This window comes from Verrucomicrobiota bacterium (assembly GCA_016871535.1).
In the GTDB taxonomy this organism is placed as follows: domain Bacteria; phylum Verrucomicrobiota; class Verrucomicrobiia; order Limisphaerales; family SIBE01; genus VHCZ01.
The window spans coordinates 1-7,086 of the sequence record VHCZ01000301.1; the positions used below are offsets into that span (position 1 = coordinate 1).

General features: G+C 63.4%; 4 protein-coding genes and 1 pseudogene. 3 read left to right on the forward strand and 2 right to left on the reverse strand.

Going from position 1 to position 7,086, the window contains the following annotated elements; translation table 11 throughout:
• Nucleotides 1–123 precede the first annotated feature (123 nt).
• Nucleotides 124–774, reverse strand: a complete 651-nt coding sequence (locus tag FJ398_24395; protein MBM3841036.1) for a hypothetical protein — start codon at nt 772–774, stop codon at nt 124–126.
• A 337-nt stretch (nt 775–1,111) separates the two neighbouring features.
• Here FJ398_24395 and FJ398_24400 point away from each other — a divergent pair, with 337 nt between their 5' ends.
• From FJ398_24400 to FJ398_24410, 3 genes are all read left to right on the forward strand, one after another.
• Nucleotides 1,112–2,884 (forward strand): YHYH protein, encoded by a 1,773-nt coding sequence (locus tag FJ398_24400; GenBank protein ID MBM3841037.1) that lies wholly within the window; start codon nt 1,112–1,114, stop codon nt 2,882–2,884.
• Between the two features lie 443 nt (nt 2,885–3,327).
• Nucleotides 3,328–5,115: a cytochrome C peroxidase gene (locus FJ398_24405; GenBank protein ID MBM3841038.1), complete on the forward strand. Its 1,788-nt coding sequence runs from the start codon at nt 3,328–3,330 to the stop codon at nt 5,113–5,115.
• Nucleotides 5,112–6,722, forward strand: a complete 1,611-nt coding sequence (locus tag FJ398_24410) for a sulfatase (protein ID MBM3841039.1) — start codon at nt 5,112–5,114, stop codon at nt 6,720–6,722. The genes FJ398_24405 and FJ398_24410 overlap by 4 nt, the downstream gene beginning before the upstream one ends.
• Nucleotides 6,723–6,987: 265 nt before the next feature.
• Here FJ398_24410 and FJ398_24415 read toward each other — a convergent pair.
• Nucleotides 6,988–7,086: pseudogene (locus FJ398_24415) on the reverse strand (IS110 family transposase).

Genomic DNA, 7,086 nt, shown 5'->3' on the forward strand with positions numbered 1-7,086 from the left:
CTTTTGTCCGTGGCCTGCGTTGGCTCGGTCCTTACAGCCCGCGTTGGGGATGCTCGGACCTCGCCGCCTTGGCCACAGCCAAAATCCCTCGCCGCAGGACCCCGCGCAATTTTCGGACACGCTCTAAGAGAACTGTGCCGTTAACGGGAAATCCTGCCGCGAGGGTGACAACAAGCTGAGGCGCAGTTTGGCGATGCGAGTGAGAGGATCGTAGGACACCTGGCCCTCAAGCCGAAGGGCATTCCATGCGATGTTTACCAGGCGTGATCCGCCAAATTGGAAGACACCACCACTCGTCCCCGTTTCTTTGAACACGATGCCAGCGAAAGCCCTCTGGCTGTTGTTCGGCCAACTCGAAACAAACGATGCCGTAGAAGCCTGCCTGAGTTGAGGGCCGCCCGCCTCGACGATATCGGGAATACCATTGGTGTTCTTATCTTGAAAGGGGATCGACAGGGAAAAACTGCCCCATTCTTTAACTTCGTCGGAAAGACGAATGAAGTCGGCCATGTAGATATCCTCGCTGAACCCCGTTGATGGACGCAGCTCGCCGCTGAACAGGAAACGGTTTTCGGTGAAGTCATAGAGTGGCAAACGATCGCTGAGGCCGTCAAAGGTCGTGAAGTAAATGGGAAATTGGTCGAGCAGGACGGTATCCTGTGCAGGATGCAAATAAACTGACCTGCAATAACCAATGAGCGTGGCGGTGCGCTCCTGAGCTGCGAGCGATCCGGTGACGACCCACAAGAAGAGGAAGCAACGAGGAAGTTTCATGCTGTGGCCCATAACCGGGTCTTGAACCGGCTGCAACCGAATTCTCGACCCGCGACATCCTGTCCGGCCCTCAGGGACTTCGCGAAACCATCGAACTGCCGGATTCGTGGGATGGATCTCAACCGCGCGTTAGCCGAATCTCGTTTGGCCACACAGAAGGCGACGCTGCTCTTTACAACACAGCACAACCGGAGTAACGTCGCGGCCAATGGCGAAACCGTGGAGCGTTAGAAGAGTCGAAGGAGGTGACGCCGTTCCGTCCAGACGTTTGGACTCGGAAGATTTCGATCAATGAGCAAACTCACCCTCCACTCGGAAGGCGCGACAGAAGTAACCTATGAAAACGATTCGCGTCCTGTTTCCCGGCCTGATCCTACTCGGGTCCGCCCTCATCTCCCCCGCGGCCGATCCGCGGCTGTCCTCGTGGCGCACCGGCAGCTCGGGGCAATATGCGCGTGTTCGCGAGACGGACGCCGCCCCCGCCGCCGGCGCCACGACGTGGACGGGGCAGACGCTTCCCGCTTACTGCGACGTGCAGGAGATTGCCCACGACGCCAATTACATCTACGTGCGGAGCCACGGCCTTGCCGGCTACGTCATGGGCCCGTGGTACCTGAACGCCGCGCGCACGCAGTTGTTCCTGAACCGGCCATTGGCCGCAAACCGCTACCGCCGCCTTGCCCGCAATCCCGCCCCGGCCGTGACCAAGACCGCCACCGGCCTCGGAGCTATCGGAATGTATGTCAACGGCGTCTCCCTCTTCGACAATCGCGACGCGTTCTACTGGAACGGCACGGCCGAGGCCAACGGCAGCGGATATTGGAACCGCGATGCGTGGGTGAACGAGGGCGTCACGTTCGACTTTGGTTACGCGCATCAGGAACAGACGGGCAATTATCATTACCACGCCTTTCCCCCGGCGCTGCGGTATCAACTCGGCGACAACGTCAGTTACAATCCGGCGACGTTCCGCTATGCCGAGGACACGAACCATCTCCACCATTCGCCCATCCTCGCCTGGGTTTCGGACGGTTTCCCCATTTATGGTCCCTACGGCTACGCCAACGCCACGAACCCTGCCAGTGGCGTGCGTCGGATCGTGTCGGGCTTTGTCCTGCGCAACGGCCAGCGCGGCACGGATAATCTCGCGGCGACCGGGCGCGCAACGATTCCCGCGTGGGCGCAACGGGCCTACGGCCAAAGCGGGATCGCCGGTCCGGCCGTGTCGGCGCAGTACCCGCTGGGACGTTACCTCGAAGACAACGCCTACCTCGGCGACCTCACCAACTCCGTCACGGGCCAACGCCATCAATTGGGCGTGGACTTCGACTTGAACGAGTACAACGTGCGCTGGTGCGTCACGCCGGAGTTTCCAGGCGGAACGTGGGCCTACGTCTGTTCGCTCAACGCCGATGGCACGCCCGCCTTTCCCTACGCCGTGGGCCGCCAATTCTGGGGCACGCCGGATACCGCCAACCTCACCACCATTCCCGCCGGAACGACGAATTATTTCACCGGCGGACCCAACTCCCGCCTGGCGCTGAATTCCCCCGCGCGCGCCGGTTCGGACGTCGTGCTCACGTGGAGCAGCGTCGAAGGCGGAACTTACCGCGTCGAGGCGTCCACCAACGTCGTCGTGGGCAACTGGACTTCGGTTCAGTCGAACATCGTCTCCACCGGCATCGTGGCGCGGGCCACCGAAGCGGGCGGGGCTTCCGGATCGTCGCGCTTTTATCGGGTCGCACGCACCGCCCTCGCCAATCACTACGGCAGCGGCACGACGACCAACGGCGGCGGCGGCAACGGAATTCTGTCGGTCTCACCCACAAGCGCCGCGCGGGGCGCCACGTTCACGCTCACCGTGAACATCGACCCGGCCGCGCAACCGCCCCCGCCGCCCCAGAACGCACCGGTCAACAGCGTCACCATCGGCGCCCTCGCCGGGGTGAATCGCGTGCACGTGAGTCGGACGCAGGTCACGGCGAGCTTCACGATTCCGGGGGGCGCCGCGACCGGGCCGCAGACGGTCACCGTGGTTTTCCCCGGGCCGCCCGGGAATCCAAACCAGACGGTGACTTACACCTTGCCGAATGGATTCACGATCAACTAACCGGCCCCAAGCCAGGGGTTCTTTAATCTAACTAACTATGGCCTGTTCCCAAAAGCCCGTCTTTGTCGGAAGCTTTGTCGGAAGCTTTGTCGAAAAGGCAATGTCTTCAGGCCAGAATCGACAAAGCTTCCGACACGGACCAGAAAGTTCCGCGTTCGGGACAAGCTCGTAAAGGAGCGGGGGACGCCATGTTTAGCCAAACGCGTATCGAGAGCGGGAGCGGCGGCGGAGCGCCGGCCTCCGGCCCGGCACGTTCACCGAATAGAGACACACGCCGGGTCGGAGACCGGCGCTCCGCTGCCGTTGAATTAAGCGTCAGCGAACGCAGAGGTTCTCCCTCACCACGCGAGGCACGAGTGGGGAGAGGGGCGGAGAACTTCCCGCGCGTTGCCAGGTCTTCCTGGCTTGATTCAGTGGCAGTGGGCCTCGCGCTTGGGATTTCGATGCCGGCGCTCGCGCATGAATTGCACGTGCAGGTGACGCCCCGCTTCGCGAACGCACCCCTGACGTTCGATTCCGTCACCAATCGCACCGGGGTGGGTCAGGTCGTGTCCGTCACACGGCTGGACTTCCTCGTTTCCGATGCGGCCCTTCGGCGTCCGGACGGCACATGGATTTCGGCGCCGGCGCGATTCGCCTACCTGAGCGGACGCGACGGACGCACGCGTTTCAGCCTCGGGGAACTGCCCGCCGGCAATTACGATCGCGTGCGGTTTCACGTCGGGCTGCCGGCGAAGGAAAACCACGCCGATCCCGCGACGCTCGCGCCGGACCATCCGCTGCATCCGAACGTAAATGGACTGCATTGGAACTGGCAGGGCGGTTATGTGTTCCTGGCGCTCGAAGGCGCTTGGCTCCGGGCGGATGGCGGGCGCGGTGGTTATTCGTATCACGTGGCCAATGATCGTTCCCTCGCGAACGTGGAACTGCCGGTGGCAATCGATCTCACAACGAACCGCCTGCTTCACCTCGCCTTGGAGGTGGATCGGTTGTGGGCCGTCCGGCACGAACTCGAGATCACCGAGGCCACGGCGTCCACACATTCGCGCGCGGGTGACGTGCTGGCGGATCAACTGCGGGACAATCTCAGCGAGGCGTTCACAGTCCTGGATCGCGCGAGCCCGCTGTTGGCCAGGGTGTCGCGCCCGGTGCAGATCACGTTGATGGCTTCGAACGCCACGCCCTACCGGTTGCGCATTTCCCGGTTCTTCCCGCGGCCGGCGCTGCCGCTGGACAATCCCCTCACCGAGGAAGGCGTGGAACTGGGCCGGGAACTTTTCCACGAGCCGCGGCTCTCCCGCAACGACCGGCAATCCTGCGCCTCGTGTCACCAGGCCGACGCTGCGTTCACGGATCGCGACCGGGCGGTGAGCCTGGGCGCGGAGGGTCAGGTGGGCATCCGCAACGCGATGCCGCTCTTCAACCTGGCCTGGAGAAACTCGTTCTTTTGGGACGGGCGCGCGCCGACCCTGCGCGACCAGGTGCTGATGCCCATCGAGAATCCGGTGGAAATGCACGAGGCGCTGACGAACGTGGTGAGAAAGCTGGAAAAGGACACGGGGAAAAAAGGAGACAAGGTGCCGGACGCAACTTCTCACCCTCGCTCCATTTCCCCTCCGCCTCCAAACTACCCAACACTCTTTGCCCGCGCGTTCGGCTCGGAGGAGATCACCGCCGACCGCATCGCGCGCGCCCTCGAGCAGTTTCTCCTGACGCAGGTCTCGCACAACTCGAAGTTCGATCGCAGCCTCGACGGCAGCGCGGAGTTGACCGACGAGGAGAAGCGCGGCTTCGAGTTGTTTCACACCGAGTACGACCCGCGGCGCGGGCAGTTCGGCGCGGATTGTTTTCATTGTCACGGCGGCCCGCTTTTTCAGAGCCAGTTCTTCGCCAACAACGGCCTGGATGCGTTGTTCAAGGACGCCGGGCGCGGCGGGGTGACGGGCAAGTCCTCCGACGAGGGAAAATTCGCCGTGCCTTCCTTGCGCAACATCGCGCGGACCGCGCCTTACATGCACGACGGACGTTTCCGTACCCTCGAGGAAGTTGTGGCCCACTACAGCACCGGCGTGGAACGAAGTGCGACGCTGGACCCGAATCTGGCCAAGCATCCCGACGGCGGCGTGCCCTTGAGCGCGGCGGATCAGCGGGCGCTGGTGGCGTTTCTGAGGACGCTCACGGATGAACGATTTGGTAGTGCAGTCGGAACGTTGGGATTCCGCGAACCATGATTCCCGAGTCAAACCGCGAAACACGCCAAAGACGCGAAAGGGGGGGGTTGTTTTCGCGTCTTTCGCAGTTTCTCCCAAACAGGATGTGCGCGTTGGGCCTCGCTCTCGCACTTCCAGGGGCATCCCTGGCCTCCACCCCCCGAAACATCCTGCTGATCATCGCGGACGATTTTGGAGCCGACAACCTTTCGCTCTACAACACGAACACGGCCGCCAGCCTTCCACCCACGCCGAACATCGACGACCTCGCAGGACGCGGAGTGCTCTTTCGCAATGCCTGGGCCAATCCCGTTTGCTCGCCCACGCGCGCGTGTCTGCTCACGGGACGGCATGGGTTCCGGACCGGCGTCGGGGACGTGGTGGCGGGAGCGGGCAATTCACTGCGCGCCGCGGAGTTCACGCTGCCGGAGGCCTTCGCGACCCAGCCGGCCCTGGGATACCAGGTGGCGCAATTCGGCAAATGGCACTTGAGCAACGGGCCGGGCAGCCCGAACTCGGTCGGCGCCTGGCCGCACTTTGCGGGTTCGCTCGGTGGCGCATTGGCGAGCTACACCAACTGGACCCAGACCGTGAATGGCGTTTCCACCACGCGCACGAACTACGCCACCACCGACCTGGTGAACGACGCGATCGCCTGGATTCAGGCGCGCGGATCAGCGCCGTGGTTTGCGTGGGTTGCGTTCAACGCGCCGCACTCGCCCTTGCACAAGCCCCCGGCCGCGCTCGCACCGCATTACACCGGACTCTCCGGCACGCAGCCGAACATCAACGCCAATCCGCGCGCCTACTACGAAGCCCTGGTCGAGTCGATGGACACCGAACTCGGACGTCTCCTCGCCGCGGTGGATCGCACCAATACACACATCATTTTCCTCGGAGACAACGGCACGCCGGCCAACGTCCTTCAGCCTCCCTACCCCGCCGGCCGCGGCAAGGACACGCTCTATCAGGGCGGTCTTCGCGTGCCGCTCATTGCCGCAGGTCCCGCCGTTGTTTCGCCTGGACGAACCTCCGACGCACTGGTGCACGCCGTGGATGTGTTCGCAACGATCTGTGATCTGGCGGGACTTCCGGGCGGCACGGTTCCCACCAACGTGATGGTCGATTCGCGCAGCTTTCTGGCCGTGCTCGCGGGACAGGCTTACGCCCCGATCCGGCTTTACGCCGAGTCTTTCAACAGCACAAACCCGACCGACGGCGGCCGCGCGCTGCGAGATGACCGCTACAAGTTGATTCGCTTCAACGACGGGCACGACGAGTTCTACGACCTCCAGGCGGATCCTTACGAAACAGGCAACCTGCTCGCCGGATCCCTCACCGCGGGCGAACGTCGGCGCCGTGATCGCCTCGAATTCTGGCGGGCGGGCTACAGCACGAATACCGGCCCGCGCCTGCTCGCGCCCTTGGCCGGTGGCGGAAATTTTTCCGTGACGCTGACGCACACCGCCGGCGCGAGTTACAAACTGTGGCGTTGCGATGATCTGGCGGCGGCCTTCTGGTCGCCCGTGACCGCGCAGTTGCGTACCAACGCGACGACGCTCGTGTTGACCGACCCCGCTCCCCTCGCCAGCCGCGCCTTCTACAGCGTGATCCAGCACGGTCCTTGATCTGGAAAATGTGCGGGAAGTCCTCCCTGACCTCCTGCCGAGGGAGGAGAGGGCCGGCGAGAGGAGGGCCACTATCCCTTGCCGGGCCTCATCGGAACCGGGTGACGAGCAGAATGATTACGCTTGTTCCCATTCCGCACTTGCCGCCGCCGGCCGGCTCCGCAATACCGTTTGTCTTTCTGCGTCCTTGTAACCGACGTGCGTGTATGTTATCGGGTAACACACGCAGGCACTGACACACGTACGCGGGCGGGATGAGATTGGAGCGCAGCAGATGGGTGAGCTTCTCGGAGTCGATGCGGTCGTTCTTGTTTTTGCCGCCGTGAATGGCTTTGAGGTAGAGGGCGTGGGCCAGGACGAAGGT